Annotated in this window: 10 protein-coding genes; all 10 read left to right on the top strand. The window is 43.9% G+C overall.

Annotated elements, in window-relative coordinates; genetic code table 11:
• Nucleotides 1–100 precede the first annotated feature (100 nt).
• The 10 genes from MKX49_RS14905 to MKX49_RS14860 all read left to right on the top strand — a co-directional run bounded on the left by MKX49_RS14905 (nucleotide 101) and on the right by MKX49_RS14860 (nucleotide 14,696).
• The gene (locus MKX49_RS14905; protein ID WP_340876895.1) at nucleotides 101–2,161 is read left to right on the top strand and encodes a sigma-54-dependent Fis family transcriptional regulator; all 2,061 of its coding nucleotides are present in this window, start codon (nucleotides 101–103) and stop codon (nucleotides 2,159–2,161) included.
• Nucleotides 2,162–2,529: 368 nt separating this feature from the next.
• Nucleotides 2,530–3,627, top strand: a complete 1,098-nt coding sequence (gene bcd / locus MKX49_RS14900; protein WP_048679307.1) for a branched-chain amino acid dehydrogenase — start codon at nucleotides 2,530–2,532, stop codon at nucleotides 3,625–3,627.
• A gap of 134 nt (nucleotides 3,628–3,761) precedes the next feature.
• Nucleotides 3,762–5,183 carry a dihydrolipoyl dehydrogenase gene (gene lpdA / locus MKX49_RS14895; protein WP_340876894.1) on the top strand — a complete coding sequence of 474 codons (1,422 nt, stop codon included), beginning with the start codon at nucleotides 3,762–3,764 and terminating at the stop codon, nucleotides 5,181–5,183.
• 24 nt (nucleotides 5,184–5,207) lie between these two features.
• Nucleotides 5,208–6,203 (top strand): thiamine pyrophosphate-dependent dehydrogenase E1 component subunit alpha, encoded by a 996-nt coding sequence (locus MKX49_RS14890; RefSeq protein ID WP_048679300.1) that lies wholly within the window; start codon nucleotides 5,208–5,210, stop codon nucleotides 6,201–6,203.
• Nucleotides 6,204–6,215: 12 nt separating this feature from the next.
• Entirely contained in the window at nucleotides 6,216–7,199 is a 984-nt protein-coding gene (locus tag MKX49_RS14885) for an alpha-ketoacid dehydrogenase subunit beta (protein WP_048679296.1), read from the top strand.
• A 25-nt stretch (nucleotides 7,200–7,224) separates the two neighbouring features.
• Nucleotides 7,225–8,508: a dihydrolipoamide acetyltransferase family protein gene (locus MKX49_RS14880; RefSeq protein WP_340876892.1), complete on the top strand. Its 1,284-nt coding sequence runs from the start codon at nucleotides 7,225–7,227 to the stop codon at nucleotides 8,506–8,508.
• Nucleotides 8,509–8,826: 318 nt separating this feature from the next.
• Nucleotides 8,827–10,728, top strand: coding sequence for a methylmalonyl-CoA mutase family protein (locus tag MKX49_RS14875; RefSeq protein WP_340876891.1), 1,902 nt, complete (start codon nucleotides 8,827–8,829; stop codon nucleotides 10,726–10,728).
• 1 nt (nucleotide 10,729) lies between these two features.
• On the top strand, nucleotides 10,730–12,922 hold the full coding sequence (gene scpA, locus MKX49_RS14870) for a methylmalonyl-CoA mutase (RefSeq protein ID WP_340876890.1): 2,193 nt from the start codon (nucleotides 10,730–10,732) through the stop codon (nucleotides 12,920–12,922).
• Nucleotides 12,922–14,055: a methylmalonyl Co-A mutase-associated GTPase MeaB gene (gene meaB, locus MKX49_RS14865; RefSeq protein WP_063594082.1), complete on the top strand. Its 1,134-nt coding sequence runs from the start codon at nucleotides 12,922–12,924 to the stop codon at nucleotides 14,053–14,055. The genes scpA and meaB overlap by 1 nt, the downstream gene beginning before the upstream one ends.
• Before the next feature lie 203 nt (nucleotides 14,056–14,258).
• On the top strand, nucleotides 14,259–14,696 hold the full coding sequence (locus MKX49_RS14860; protein WP_034308239.1) for a BrxA/BrxB family bacilliredoxin: 438 nt from the start codon (nucleotides 14,259–14,261) through the stop codon (nucleotides 14,694–14,696).
• The last annotated feature ends 241 nt before the right edge of the window (nucleotides 14,697–14,937 follow it).

The following is a 14,937-nucleotide window of genomic DNA, read 5'->3' as shown; positions in this document are numbered from 1 at the left end:
TTAAAGGGGGCCGATATGGTAAAATGGTGTGGAGTATGAAAAAAATTGCAGGGAATGATCTATTTAAAGGGGAAATTATTTTTCTTAAGGGGGATGGCTGATGCAAAAGGTCATGATAGTAGGGGGAGGAGTGGGAGGGACGACCGTGTTGAAACTCCTATCGGAAAGTGAAGTGTTCTCCATTGTTTGTATGGCTGATACGAATGAATCCGCTGAAGGGATGCTTGCTGCGAAGGAACGAAGGATTCCTACTGTGACTAATTGGAGCATGGGATTGGAGTGGGATTTGGACATCATATTTGATACGACCGGTGACCCGTCTGTCTATAAAAAGATAAAAAGGGACATGGGCGAACAAACGATTCTCATTCCTGGAAGTGTCGCCCTCATTATGACTAAGTTGTTTGAAGAGAAAAATCGTTTAATAAGTAAATTGGAGAATACCTCCGCAAAAATGGATTTGATCCTTAATACGACCAGTGAAGGGATGGTGGTGATTGACCATGAAGGATTCATCATCATGTTCAATGATAGTGCGGAACGTGCATCAGACACAAAGCGCGAGGATGTGATTGGGAGACATATCAAAGATTTCATCCCATCAACAGGATTGCTGCGAGTGATGCAAACGAACCAAAAAGAAGTGAATCAGGAAATCACCCTTGGCAATGGGATGGAACTCATAACGACAAGGATACCTTTGGTGAATGCCGATAAGGAAATCATAGGGGCTTTTGCTGTGTTTAGGAATAAAATGGAAGCTGTGCAATTGGCGGAGCAGATCACTGATTTAAAAGAGATACAGACGATGCTCCAGGCAATCATTCAATCCAGTGATGAAGCCATATCTGTTGTGGATGATCAAGGAAGGGGGCTTTTGATCAATCCGGCATATACAAGAATCACTGGCTTAACAAAGACCCAAGTGATCGGTAAGCCGGCTTCCATCGATATATACGAAGGCGAAAGTATGCATATGAAAGTGCTTCAGACAAAAAAACCTGTTCGTGGTGTCAATATGCGTGTCGGCCCAAAACACAAGGAAGTGATCGTGAATGTTGCTCCAATCATTGTGGATGGGTGCCTGAAAGGAAGTGTTGGCGTCATTCATGATGTATCGGAAATTCAAGCCTTGACCCACGAACTTAATCGGGCAAGACAGATCATCCGGACATTGCAGGCTAAATATTCCTTTGATGATATAATTGGGGCTTCCGAAGAGATGAAACTTCCCATTGAACAGGCGAAATTATCGGCAAGAACACCAGCTACTGTCTTATTAAGAGGGGAATCAGGGACGGGCAAAGAGTTATTTGCACATGCCATCCATAATGCGAGCGATAGGAAGTTCAATAAATTCGTTCGGGTAAATTGTGCGGCCATCTCGGAATCATTACTTGAAAGTGAACTATTCGGTTATGATGAAGGAGCCTTTACCGGGGCAAGCAGGGGCGGAAAGGTCGGTTTTTTTGAAGAGGCAAATCAAGGGAGTATCTTTTTGGACGAAATTGGTGAATTGCCAGCCAACATTCAAGCTAAATTACTGCGGGTTTTACAAGAAAAGGAAATCGTCAGAGTGGGGGGGACGAAGCCGATCCCCATCAATGTCCGGGTCATAGCCGCTACGAATATCAATCTTGAACAGGCCATCGCAAACGGATCATTCAGGGAAGACTTATATTTCAGGCTGAACCGCATGCCTATTTTCATTGCTCCATTAAGAAAGAGAAAAGAAGATTTGAGAGAATTGGCGGAGCATTTGATTAATAAAATCAATCAGGAGTATGGACGGAGCATAGAGGGAATTACAGCAGCAGCTATACATAAGATGCAAATCTACAACTGGCCGGGAAATGTAAGGGAACTGGAAAATATCTTAGGACGGGCAATCATTTTCATGAAATTGAACGAGACAATCATTGATATCCATCATATTCCGGATTTTATCGAAGAGATTCCATTAAAACAACAAGAGAAATTATTAATGAAGCCTTCCGGCTACGTATCGGGGAAACCGCTCTCGGAGATAATAGACCAGTATGAAGCCGAAATCATTCAGCAAGCGTTCCACACCCACAAGGGAAATAAAACACTTACGGCAAAAGCGCTGGGGATTTCAGTTAGAAATCTATATTATAAAATGGAAAAACTAAATCTGTGAAAAATTTTGCATGCAATCATTTGCGCACTATGAAAAAAAGTGCGTGGAATTTTCTGATTTATTTTAATTTAAGCGAGACTCCACTTCTGACATGAAATTTTTTTGAATTTGTTATAGGCTATAGTTGCCCAACATATTAACCAGCATGTCCTTTTTTTGGATAAAAAGATGCTGATTATGTATTTTATTGGCATGTTATTTGCATATTTAAAGGTGCATGGGTTTTTCAAGGGAACCATTCCCCATGGGGAAAATATCATGTGAGTAGCGGATTTTTATTTAAAACGAACGTAGGAACAAGTAAGAATGAGGAGAAATTCAGTAGTCTCATATCTGACATGTATTAAACATCTAGGGAGGATTCCTTTATGGAAATTTTTAAATATCTTGAGAAGTATGATTACGAGCAACTGCTATTCTGTCAGGATAAACAATCGGGTTTGAAAGCGATTATTGCCATTCATGATACAACATTAGGGCCTGCGCTTGGAGGCACAAGGATGTGGACGTATGCATCTGAAGAAGATGCCATTGAAGATGCCTTAAGGCTTTCGAGAGGAATGACATATAAAAACGCCGCTGCCGGCTTGAATTTGGGCGGGGGGAAAACCGTCATCATCGGCGATCCGCGTAAGGATAAAAATGAAGAAATGTTCCGTGCATTCGGAAGGTATATCCAAGGGCTGAATGGCCGTTATATAACAGCTGAAGATGTAGGTACAACGGTTGAGGATATGGATCTCATTCATGAGGAGACGGATTTTGTCACGGGGATTTCCCCAGCATTCGGTTCTTCGGGTAACCCTTCCCCGGTAACGGCATATGGGGTATACCGCGGTATGAAGGCTGCTGCAAAAGAGGCATTCGGAACTGATTCCTTAGAAGGCAAGGTGGTTGCAGTCCAAGGCGTCGGGAATGTTTCTTATAACTTATGCCGTCATCTTCATGAGGAGGGCGCCAAGCTTATCGTTACGGATATCAATAAAGAAAGCGTGGCCCGTGCGGTTGAATCCTTTGGGGCGACTGCAGTGAATCCAGATGAAATTTATGGAGTCGAATGTGATATCTATGCACCTTGTGCATTAGGGGCTGTCATAAATGATCAAACAATCAATCAAATCAGGGCGAAGGTCATTGCAGGTGCTGCGAATAATCAATTAAAGGAAACTGTTCATGGCGATCAAATTCATGAAAAAGGGATTATATATGCTCCTGATTATGTAATTAATGCAGGGGGAGTCATAAACGTGGCCGATGAGCTTTTAGGGTATAATCGGGAAAGAGCCCTTAAGAAAGTGGAAACGGTTTATGATACAATTGAAAGAGTCATCGAGATTGCAAAACGTGATCAAATCCCAACTTATAAAGCGGCGGATAGGATGGCAGAGGAGCGAATTGCTCGCATGAGGAATTCAAGGAGCCAATTCCTGCAAAATGAAAAACATATCCTGAATGGAAGAAAATGAATGTAATTTTACAAGATTAGATTCCTGTGTTTTTTTAAATAAACACAGGAATTTTCAACATGGATAACGTAATAAACATAGGGCAAGTAAAAATGGTGACAAATTGTATGTATTTGTGAGGAGGAGGAGTGGTTTTGGCTGAAGAATTTGACCTCGTTATCCTCGGAGGAGGAACAGGCGGGTATGTGGCGGCAATAAGGGCTGCTCAATTAGGATTGAAAACGGCTGTCGTGGAGAAAGGCAAGCTCGGCGGAACGTGTCTACATAATGGCTGTATCCCTTCGAAAGCACTTTTAAGGAGTGCGGAAGTTTATCAGACTGCAGTGAAAAGTGAGGAATTCGGTATTGTTACCGGGGATGTAAAGGTAGATTTCCTTAAAGTGCAGGAAAGAAAGAATAAAGTGGTCGATCAACTCTATAAAGGAGTTCAGCACTTGATGAAACAGGGAAAGATAACGGTTTATGAAGGGTTAGGGCGTATACTTGGTCCTTCTATATTTTCACCGATGCCTGGGACAATTTCCGTGGAAATGAATGATGGCACCGAAAATGAAATGCTCATCCCCCAGAATGTCATCATTGCCACCGGATCGCGTCCGAAGACACTGCCCGGTTTAGCGATTGATGGGGAATTGGTGCTTACATCGGATGAAGCTCTAAAGCTTGAGAGCCTGCCAAAATCGATGATTATTGTAGGCGGTGGAGTTATCGGCATTGAATGGGCTTCGATGCTCAATGATTTTGGTGTGGAAGTGACAGTACTGGAATATGCAGATAGAATCATCCCGACAGAAGACCATGATATTTCCAGTGAAATGCTTCGTCTCCTGACGAAAAAAGGCGTCAAATTCGTTACAGGTGCCAAGGTATTGCCTGAAACCCTGAAAACGGATGATTCAGTATCCATTTCTGCTGAAGTCAAAGGTTCGGTAGAGGAATTCACAGCTGAAAAAATGCTGGTTTCCGTAGGCAGATCGGCAAATGTTGAAGGGATCGGCCTTGAAAATACGGAGATTGTGAAAGAAAAAGGTTTTATTGAAACCAATGACTTTTTCCAAACGAAGGAATCACATATCTATGCGATCGGTGACTGTATCGGCGGTCTGCAATTGGCACACGTTGCCTCCCATGAAGGTATTACGGCCGTTGAACATATTGCAGGCAAAAAACCGGAACCGCTGGATTATTCGCTCATTTCAAAATGTGTATATTCAAGCCCTGAGGCTGCAAGTGTCGGTTTGACGGAAGATCAGGCAAATAAGGAAGGCTTTGACCTTAAAATAGGGAAATTCCCATTCCGTGCAGTTGGTAAGGCCCTTGTTTTCGGGGAAGCGGATGGTTTTGTCAAAATCATCGCCGATAAGAAAACGGATGATATACTGGGCGTTCATATGATCGGGCCACATGTTACGGATATGATTTCAGAAGCTGGACTTGCAAAAGTGCTTGACGCGACACCTTGGGAAATAGGCAAGACAATTCATCCGCACCCAAGTCTTTCCGAAGCAATCGGAGAGGCGGCCCTTGCTGTCGATGGACGTGCCATTCATTCATAAAGAATAAGGTCAGGAGGTTTTATGATGGTAGAAAAACGTCATGAACAATTAGGCTTAAATGAGGAAACGGTTTTAGATATGTACCGGACAATGCTTTTGTCCCGCAGAATTGATGAGCGCATGTGGCTTTTAAACCGATCCGGGAAAATTCCCTTCGTGATTTCCTGCCAGGGGCAAGAAGCTGCTCAGGTTGGGGCAGCGTTTGCGCTTGATCGGCAAAAGGATTATGTACTGCCTTATTATCGGGATGTAGGTGTTGTGCTTACCTTCGGAATGACCGCAAAAGACTTGATGCTTTCAGGCTTCGCGAAAGAGGAAGATCCCAATTCCGGCGGGCGCCAAATGCCTGGTCATTTTGGTCAAAAGAAAAATAGGATCGTCACTGGTTCATCGCCTGTAACGACACAGGTCCCGCATGCTGTCGGAATTGCCCTTGCAGGGAAGATGGAAGGTAAGGATTTGGTAACATTCGTAACGTTTGGGGAAGGTTCATCCAATCAGGGCGATTTTCATGAAGGGGCCAACTTTGCAGGTGTGCATAAGCTACCGGTCATTTTCATGTGTGAAAATAATAAATATGCGATTTCCGTTCCTATTGAGAAACAGCTATCGTGTGAAAATGTTTCCGACAGGGCGATTGGATATGGGATGCCTGGAATAACGGTGGATGGCAATGACCCATTGGAAGTGTATGCTGCGGTGAAAGAAGCGGCTGACCGTGCACGAAGGGGAGAAGGCCCTACACTGGTAGAAACCGTCTCATACAGGCTCACACCACATTCAAGTGATGATGATGACCGAAGCTACCGGACGGCGGACGAAGTGGCCGAAGCCAAAACGAAGGATTCCATAATGACATTTGGAGCCTATTTAAAAGAAGTGGGAATCATGGATGATGACCTTGAGAAACAAATGAATGATGAAGTAATGAAGATAGTCAACGAAGCAACCGATTATGCTGAAAATGCTCCATATCCGAAGGCTGAAAGTGCTATGAATCATGTGTATGCACAAAAGTAAGGGGGTAATAGAATGCCAGTGATTTCATATATAGATGCCGTGACAATGGCAATGAGGGAAGAGATGGAACGAGATTCCCGTGTATTCGTATTGGGTGAGGATGTAGGAAAAAAAGGCGGGGTCTTTAAAGCCACTAATGGTTTATACGACCAATTCGGTGAAGAGAGGGTCATCGATACTCCGCTCGCTGAATCTGCAATCGCAGGAGTTGGGATTGGAGCCGCCATGTATGGACTTCGGCCGATAGCTGAGATGCAATTCGCTGATTTCATCATGCCTGCCATTAACCAAATCGTTTCAGAGGCAGCCAAAATCAGATACCGTTCCAATAATGACTGGAGCTGTCCTATGGTAATCCGTGCTCCATATGGAGGGGGGATTCATGGAGCTCTTTATCATTCGCAATCGGTTGAAGCGATCTTTGCCAATCAGCCGGGCTTGAAAATTGTGATGCCTTCCACTCCTTATGATGTAAAGGGTTTGCTTAAAGCTGCCATTCGCGACGAAGACCCAGTGCTTTTCTTTGAACATAAACGCGCGTACCGCTTGATCAAGGGTGAGGTGCCTACTGAAGATTATGTACTTCCCATCGGTAAGGCGGATGTGAAAAGGGAAGGGGAAGACATTACTGTCATCTCCTATGGCCTTTGTGTGCATTTTGCCCTTCAGGCAGCCGAAAAATTAGCTGCAGATGGAATTTCTGCACATGTTCTTGACTTGCGTACCGTCTATCCTTTGGATAAGGATGCTATCATAGAAGCGGCTTCTAAAACAGGGAAAGTATTACTTGTTACGGAAGATAATAAAGAAGGAAGCATCATGAGTGAGGTCGCAGCCATAATTGCCGAGCATTGCCTTTTTGATTTGGATGCCCCTGTAAAACGATTGGCCGGCCCGGATGTACCTGCCATGCCTTATGCGCCTACGATGGAAAAACAATTCATGGTGAATCCCGATAAAGTGGAAAAAGCAATGAGGGAATTGGCCGAGTATTAATGACTGTTAAGAAGGAGGATGAATTATGGCTATGGAATTAATGAAGATGCCCCAACTAGGCGAAAGTGTCACGGAGGGAACCATCAGTAAATGGCTTGTGAAGCCTGGGGATCATGTCACGAAATACGACCCGCTAGCTGAAGTGATGACGGATAAAGTAAATGCTGAGGTTCCTTCTTCCTTCACAGGCATCATCAAGGAATTGAAAGCGGATGAGAATCAAACATTGGCAGTCGGGGAAGTCATCTGCTCGATTGAAGTTGAAACGGCAAAGACGGATAACGAAAATGCCGGGCAAGTTTCTCATAGTGAGGAAAAAGTTGATGCACCTGTTACAAGAGATGTGCAGCAAGCGGCAGAACCATCAAGGAAAGCTCGCTATTCGCCAGCTGTGTTAAAACTTTCCCAGGAGCATGGAATCGATCTATCAAAAGTTAAAGGAACGGGGAATGAGGGACGGATCACCCGTAAAGATTTACTGAAACTTGTTGAATCAGGGAATCTTCCTAAGGCGGATGAGCCTTCCGCAATTTCCGATGCGGCTCCTGAAGAGATCGCCCCTCAAGTCAATCGTCAAACAAGTCCAGTAACAAACGTGCCGACTGCGGCTGGTGACAAGGAAATACCGGTAACCGGCATCCGTAAGGCAATTGCGTCCAATATGTTGAAAAGTAAGCACGAAATTCCGCACGCTTGGACGATGGTGGAAGTTGATGCCAGCAATATGGTGAAGTTGCGTGATAATCTAAAATCCGATTTTAAACAAAAAGAAGGCTATAATTTAACGTACTTTGCCTTTTTCGTAAAAGCGGTTGCTCAAGCCCTTACGGAATTTCCAGAACTGAATTCGATGTGGGCCGGCGAAAAAATCATACAAAAGAAAGAAATCAATATATCGATAGCCGTTGCAACTGAAGATGCCCTATTTGTTCCGGTCATTAAAAATGCAGATGAAAAATCAATCAAAGGTATAGCAAGGGAAATACAGGAACTTGCATCCAAAGTGAAGTCAGGTAAGTTAAAAGCAGAGGATATGCAAGGTGGTACGTTCACTGTCAATAACACTGGCTCATTCGGTTCTGTCCAGTCCATGGGAATCATCAATTATCCACAGGCAGCCATTTTACAGGTTGAAACGATTGTAAAACGTCCAGTGGTCATTAATGACATGATTGCAGTACGAGATATGGTGAATCTCTGTTTATCACTTGATCATCGTGTTTTGGACGGACTGGTATGCGGACGATTCCTCGCGAGGGTTAAAGAAATCATCGAAAAGATTTCCAAAGACAACACTCCGATATACTAAAATGAAGAAAAGGAGGGCCGGAAGGTCCTTCCTTTTTTTTTGCACTTCGCTTTTCCGTAGAAAAACATCGACAAAAATTTTATTTTTGCTATTATTTTATTAAGAGCTGTTCTAATACAGGTCAGGGGCTGTACTTGATTTGAAGAGGCAAAATAGGCTAGTGGTTTCCCTAATAACAGGTTTGCTAATTTCTATTGTCTTAAACTTCAAGAAAATTATGGTAGAATGTTAGTATAATCCAGATCAAATTGACGGGAGGGTGGTTTTCTTATCCAAAACTGACTGAGCGTTCGTTCTCCCAATGAAGGAAAAGGGCGTATGAGGATAAGAAAGCGATTACAGATGGAACTGAAAGATGTAAAAAACATAACCTTTCCTAAGCCTTCTTATGAAGAGTGGAAAGAAGCTGCGGAAGCAAGTTTAAAAGGGAAAAGTGTAGAAAAGCTTAAAACGAATACATATGAGGGCATCGCTTTATATCCACTCTATACAGAAAAGGTGGAATCAACGGAAAAAGTAGCTGAATTGCCAGGATTTTTCCCTTTCACCCGAGGAACGTCCCCAACGGGATATCATGACAAACCTTGGCTTGTCGTTCAACCTGTAAGCGGTATCACGGCTGAAGAAGCAAATGAAAAGATGAGGGCTGCATTCAAGCGCGGTCAAAATGTCGTGGCATACCCTGCACGATTGCTTTCCGAGGGAGCAAGGGCTGAAACATTGTTTAAGGAAATACCATTAATAGAAATGCCGGTTTTCATTGACCTTAAGGGGAAACAAAAAGAATTAGTCCCTCAATTCAAAGCTATTGCCGAAGCACAAAATACCCAATTGACAGGCGTCATTGCTGAAGATCCAATTGCAGAATGGCTCATTTGCGGTCAGATGCCAGAAGATACGGATAACTATTTTGCAGATTGGCTGAAGACGATCCAGGATTATCAGAAGGTAGGCAGTGATTTAAAAACAGTTTTGATTAATACGGCAGTCTACCATAATGGAGGAGCCAATGCCGTACAAGAAATAGCTTACGGATTATCGGCAGCCATCCAATATCTATTGGAAGGGCAAAAGCAAGGGCTTTCTATTGCTGCGGTTTCCGAAAAAATAGTATTCTCGTTTGCAGTGGATTCAAATTACTTCATGTCCATCGCTAAACTGAGGGCTGCCAGAAGGCTTTGGGCAGGTCTTGCAGAAGCTTTCGATACAGCATCGGACCATTTTAAAATGACGATACATGCCGTAACTTCCGAGTTGACAGAAACACTATATGATCAGCACGTCAATATTCTTCGGACCACGAACCAAGCTTTTGCAGCAGCTATTGGAGGCATTCAATATCTTCAAATCCATCCATTTACACACGCAACAGGTGAAACCGATGAGTTTTCAGAAAGAATTGCCCGTAATACTCACTTGATTTTAAAAGAAGAAACAAATATTACAACAGTAGTCGATCCTGCTGGCGGTTCATGGTATGTTGAGCAACTAACGGATGAATTGGCTGAAAAGGCTTGGGCAAAATTCCTTGAAATCGATGCAGCTGGAGGGATTCTGGAGCTAATTAAACAAGGTACCCTTCAGAAAGAAATAGCTGAAGTTTTCCAAGGAAGAGTTCAAAATGCTGCTTTCAGAAAAGAAAGTATCATCGGAACGAATGTATATCCGAATCCCGCTGATAAGATTAAAACCACGACAAAGGATAAACACGTGTCATATATGAAAGTTGCGAAGCCGTTTGGCATTACCCCACTTGAATTGGAACGGGTATCCAGTCAGTTCGAACAGATAAGACTACGCAGTGAAAAGTTTAAAGGAATAAGCGGAACGGCTCCAACTCTCGGTTTAATTAATTTGAAAAATCTCAAATCCTATAAACCTCGTGCAGATTTCGTTCAAAGTCTTGCGGCAGCAGGTGGTATCGAAACAATCGGCAGTAAGGGATGTCAAACCGTTGAGGAAGCAATCGATTATGTAGCTGCGACCAAGCTCCCAATCTATTGTCTTTGCGGCAGTGATGGTGACTATTCGGAATTAGCGCCAGTCATCATTAAAGAAATTAAAAAGCAATTCCCTGAAATCACTATTTATAGTGCCGGCAAGCAGCAAGAAGAATTGGAGATTACACTAAGAGAAGCCGGGGTCCAAGATTTTATCCATGTTAAAACGAATGCAATATCCATTTTACTTGAATTATTGCAGAAGCTAGGGGTGAACTGAAATGAAAAAACCGAATTTTTCTGCTATAAATCCTGCTAAGTCCGAGATGAAAGGTACAGTGGAAGCTTGGAAAAAGGAAGTCGAAAAAGTCGTTGGTAAAAACATTGAGGATCTTCTGTTTGAAACCAATGAACAAATAAAAATCAAACCGCTTTATGTTGAGGAAGATATTCGCGGCCTGGAACATATGGAAAGTGTGCCAGGCATCGCTCCTTTTACAAGGGGGCCCTATCCTTCGATGTATGTCAATCGTCCTTGGACGGTACGGCAGTATGCAGGTTTTTCGACTGCTGAGGAATCCAATGCGTTTTACAGACGTAATCTGGCGATGGGGCAAAAAGGGCTCTCAGTTGCTTTTGATTTAGCTACACACCGCGGTTATGACTCCGATCATCCACGCGTTGTCGGTGATGTGGGGAAGGCGGGAGTTGCCATTGATTCCATTCTTGACATGAAGATCCTGTTCGACGGCATTCCGCTTGATCAGATGTCCGTGTCAATGACAATGAACGGTGCAGTATTACCGATCCTTGCGTTTTATATCGTGACAGCTGAAGAACAAGGCGTAACACAGGATAAGCTTTCAGGCACGATTCAAAATGACATCTTAAAGGAATACATGGTTCGGAATACGTATATCTACCCGCCTGAAATGTCCATGAAAATCATAGCTGATATCTTTGAATATACTTCCAAATATATGCCCAAGTTCAATTCCATTTCCATCTCCGGTTATCATCTGCAAGAAGCGGGGGCGCCGGCTGATATCGAACTTGCTTATACGTTGGCGGATGGGCTTGAGTATGCACGTACCGGAATGAAAGCAGGCATTGATATCGATAAATTTGCACCACGCCTGTCATTCTTCTGGGCTGTAGGAATGAACTATTTCATGGAAGTGGCGAAAATGCGGGCGGCTCGTTTCATTTGGTCAAAACTGATGAAACAATTCGAACCGAAAAATAATAAAGCGATGGCATTGAGAACTCATTCCCAAACCTCCGGCTGGAGCCTTTCCGAGCAGGATCCGTTTAACAATGTCGCAAGGACCCTTATTGAAGCGCATGCTGCTGCACTTGGACATACACAGTCGCTCCATACTAATGCATTGGATGAGGCCATTGCCCTGCCAACGGATTTCTCGGCACGTATTGCACGTAATACACAGCTCTATCTGCAGGAGGAAACCGGGATCACAAAAGTAATCGATCCATGGGCGGGTTCTTACTATGTAGAATCGCTCACTAATGAATTGATCGAACGGGCTTGGGCTCACATAGAAGAAATCGAAGGTCTGGGAGGAATGGCGAAGGCAATTGAAACCGGCCTTCCAAAAATGAGGATCGAGGAAGCCGCTGCAAAGCGTCAGGCAAAAATCGATTCTCAAGATGAAACGATCGTAGGCGTCAATAAGTATCGGTTGAAAAAAGAAGATCCGATTGAAATACTGGAGATCGACAATACAGCAGTTCGCGAAAGTCAGCTTAAGCGTTTGAGCGAATTAAAAGCCAAACGTGATCAGGCAAAGGTGGATGAAGCTCTTCAAGCACTTTCAATGGCTGCCAGAACTGGCGAGGGTAACCTTCTTGAACTGGCTGTGCAAGCAGCAAGAGTACGGGCTTCATTAGGTGAAATCTCGGATGCGATCGAAGAGGTGGCTGGGCGTCACAAAGCAACGATCCGTTCTATCAGCGGCGTATACAGCTCGGCATACTCAAAAGAAGCGGAAATTGAGGAAGTCGTCCGCATGACGGAAGAATTCCTTGAAAATGAAGGAAGAAGACCGCGTTTGTTAATGGCTAAAATGGGCCAGGACGGTCATGATCGCGGAGCTAAAGTAGTCGGAACGGGGTTTGCGGATTTAGGTTATGATGTCGATATCGGTCCATTATTCCAAACACCGAAAGAAACCGCCATCCAGGCCGTGGAAAATGATGTGCATGTAGTCGGAATGAGTTCGCTTGCTGCCGGCCATAAAACATTGTTGCCGCAGCTTATGACGGAACTGAAGAACTTGGGACGAGAGGACATCATAGTGATCGTAGGCGGCGTCATCCCTGCGCAGGATTATGAATATCTTATGGAAAATGGCGCTACAGCCATTTTTGGACCTGGAACGGTCATTCCGCAGGCAGCAAAGAAAGTGCTTCAGGAAATATACAATCGCCTCGGATATGAGGAAGTGGCCCAATAATGAGTGAAGACAAAAAGCCGGAATGGGTCGATCTTAACAATCAGGAAGGTTTTGCTTCTTCATTAAAGCCAGGTGTGGAATTAGCAGCCAGCCAAAACAAACCTTCAAAAAGCAAATTCGTCAAAAAACATAATGTAAACATACCGGTCCATGAACTTAAAGAGGGAATCATAAAAGGGGACAGGGCCAAGCTAGCCAAAGGGATTACATTGGTTGAAAGCAATGCATCCCATCATTTGGATCATGCACAGGAATTATTGCATAGTATCCTTCCTCATACAGGGAACTCAATGCGCATCGGGATTTCCGGAGTGCCCGGTGCCGGGAAAAGTACCTTCATCGAGACGTTCGGAACCTACTTATGTGACAGGGGCCATAAGGTAGCCGTTCTAGCCGTCGATCCAAGCTCTTCGGTCAATGGCGGAAGTATACTGGGCGATAAGACAAGGATGGAGGAACTGGCTAGAAACCCCCATGCCTTCATAAGACCCTCACCATCCGAAGGAACTCTGGGCGGGGTTCACCGCAAAACGAGGGAAACGATGTTGCTTTGTGAAGCTGCAGGATTTGATGTGATACTGATAGAAACTGTCGGGGTCGGTCAGAGTGAAGCTATAGTTCGAAGTATGGTCGACTTCTTCATGCTCCTTGTCCTAACGGGTGCCGGAGATGAATTGCAAGGGATGAAAAAAGGGATTCTGGAACTTGTGGACGGAATTGTTGTCAATAAGGCCGACGGCGAGAACCTCCCCCTGGCGATTAGGACGAAATCCGAATATAGCAGAATCCTGCACTTCCTTCAGCCAGCCACAAAGGGTTGGGCAGGAAAGGCATATACTTGTTCCGCCATAACCGGTAAAGGAATTCCTGAACTTTGGGATGTATTGAATGAATTTTCCCATATGACCAAGGAATCGGGTGTTTTTCAAGAACGGAGAAGAATGCAATCTAGGGAATGGCTTTATTCATTGATCGATCACCAGCTTAAAACGATGTTTTATAAAAATGAAACCGTCAAGAGTCTTCTCCCTATACTCGAGAATCAAGTGATGTCAGGGAATAAAACGGTCACTGCTGCCGTTAAGCAGGCCTTTCAATCTTTTGCCGAAACATTTAAGTCTAATGAAAAATAAATGGGATGGGGCAGGCATGGATCATCTCCCACGCCTGCCCCATCCTTTTGTAAGTCTTGTTGTTACACACATGATTCCCGCTCCCCTTTCGTTTTAAACATGTTCGGAACGGATTATGCGGTTTTAACAGGTAAATTTATTGAATCACGAAGAGGCAATTGTTATGATAGGATTGAAGAGAAAACTTGGAAGGAGCAAATGCCATGAATATGGATTTTAATTTTTTAATGAACGACGTAGTCAAACAGGCTCGCGATGAGATTAAGACTGCTGGATATACAGAACTGACCACTCCCGAAGAAGTAGAGGAAGTATTTGCACAAAAAGGAACGACACTTGTTATGGTAAACTCCGTTTGTGGCTGTGCTGGGGGAATAGCTAGACCTGCAGCTGCTCATGCAATCCATAATGATAAACGCCCAGATCAGCTTGTAACCGTTTTTGCTGGGCAAGATAAAGAGGCGACGGAAAAAGCCCGTGATTATTTCGAAGGATATCCGCCGTCATCCCCATCATTTGCATTGCTTAAGGATGGAAAAATCATCACCATGATAGAACGCCATGAAATTGAAGGGCATCACCCGATGTCTGTAGTAGAAAAATTACAAGACTACTTCGATCAATATTGCGAAGAAGTTTAATCCATATCGATAACCTAAAAACCCGCCCAATCGGCGGGTTTTAGTTTGTCGACAAAAAGAGGTTCGGAATGGTCTCATCCGAACCATGATCTTAGAACAAGACTAGAATTTCAAATGTGGTTTTTACTTTAAATCATAATTGGATTGCAGCGATTACGAAACCCCTCCAGGATAATTGGCTTTTAAGCCCTTGCTTTAATGAGGCATGGCAGACAGTCGGCGGAAAGGGAGCGGATTTCTG

This window comes from Peribacillus sp. FSL M8-0224 (assembly GCF_038003055.1).
Taxonomy (GTDB): Bacteria; Bacillota; Bacilli; order Bacillales; family DSM-1321; genus Peribacillus; species Peribacillus frigoritolerans.
The sequence above is the reverse complement of the archived record's forward strand: the minus strand, read 5'-3'. Positions and strand labels throughout refer to the sequence as shown.

Coding starts and splice junctions, on each gene's coding strand:
- MKX49_RS14880 (WP_340876892.1), top strand. CDS start 7,225: ATGGCTATGGAATTAATGAAGATGCCCCAACTAGGCGAAAGTGTCACG.
- meaB (WP_063594082.1), top strand. CDS start 12,922: ATGAGTGAAGACAAAAAGCCGGAATGGGTCGATCTTAACAATCAGGAA.
- MKX49_RS14890 (WP_048679300.1), top strand. CDS start 5,208: ATGGTAGAAAAACGTCATGAACAATTAGGCTTAAATGAGGAAACGGTT.
- MKX49_RS14905 (WP_340876895.1), top strand. CDS start 101: ATGCAAAAGGTCATGATAGTAGGGGGAGGAGTGGGAGGGACGACCGTG.
- MKX49_RS14875 (WP_340876891.1), top strand. CDS start 8,827: ATGAGGATAAGAAAGCGATTACAGATGGAACTGAAAGATGTAAAAAAC.
- MKX49_RS14885 (WP_048679296.1), top strand. CDS start 6,216: ATGCCAGTGATTTCATATATAGATGCCGTGACAATGGCAATGAGGGAA.
- bcd (WP_048679307.1), top strand. CDS start 2,530: ATGGAAATTTTTAAATATCTTGAGAAGTATGATTACGAGCAACTGCTA.
- scpA (WP_340876890.1), top strand. CDS start 10,730: ATGAAAAAACCGAATTTTTCTGCTATAAATCCTGCTAAGTCCGAGATG.
- MKX49_RS14860 (WP_034308239.1), top strand. CDS start 14,259: ATGAATATGGATTTTAATTTTTTAATGAACGACGTAGTCAAACAGGCT.